The sequence below is a fragment of the Frateuria defendens genome (assembly GCF_001182895.1).
Classification (GTDB): Bacteria; Pseudomonadota; Gammaproteobacteria; order Xanthomonadales; family Rhodanobacteraceae; genus Frateuria_B; species Frateuria_B defendens.
Genome location: NZ_LFQR01000303.1, coordinates 1 through 283 on the forward strand (window position 1 = coordinate 1; position 283 = coordinate 283).

At 75.3% G+C, this 283-nt stretch carries 1 protein-coding gene; it reads right to left on the bottom strand.

The window, feature by feature from the left end:
* Positions 1–141: 141 nt before the first annotated feature.
* Complete coding sequence (locus ACH65_RS21245; RefSeq protein ID WP_425478332.1) at positions 142–279, bottom strand: DUF3240 family protein; 138 nt, start codon at positions 277–279, stop codon at positions 142–144.
* Positions 280–283 lie beyond the last annotated feature (4 nt).

Genomic DNA, 283 nt, shown 5'->3' on the forward strand with positions numbered 1-283 from the left:
CCGCCGCGTGCACCTCGGGCGTGCCCTCGATGGCGCGCAGCACCATCTGGGTGGACGGCAGCGTGCCGTCGTCCGGCGCCGCCGACACCGCGGCGCCCGCCAGGCCCGACCACAGGGCCAGCAACATGCCTGCCCGCCGCCTCATGCCAGGCGCCCCATCGCCTCGACCGGCTCCACCCACCACACGATCTGGCTGTGCGGCAGGCGCTGCGCCACGCACGCCATCACGCGCTGCTCGTCGCCCGCCGGCAACACCATCCACAGCAGCAGGCGGTCGATGCGC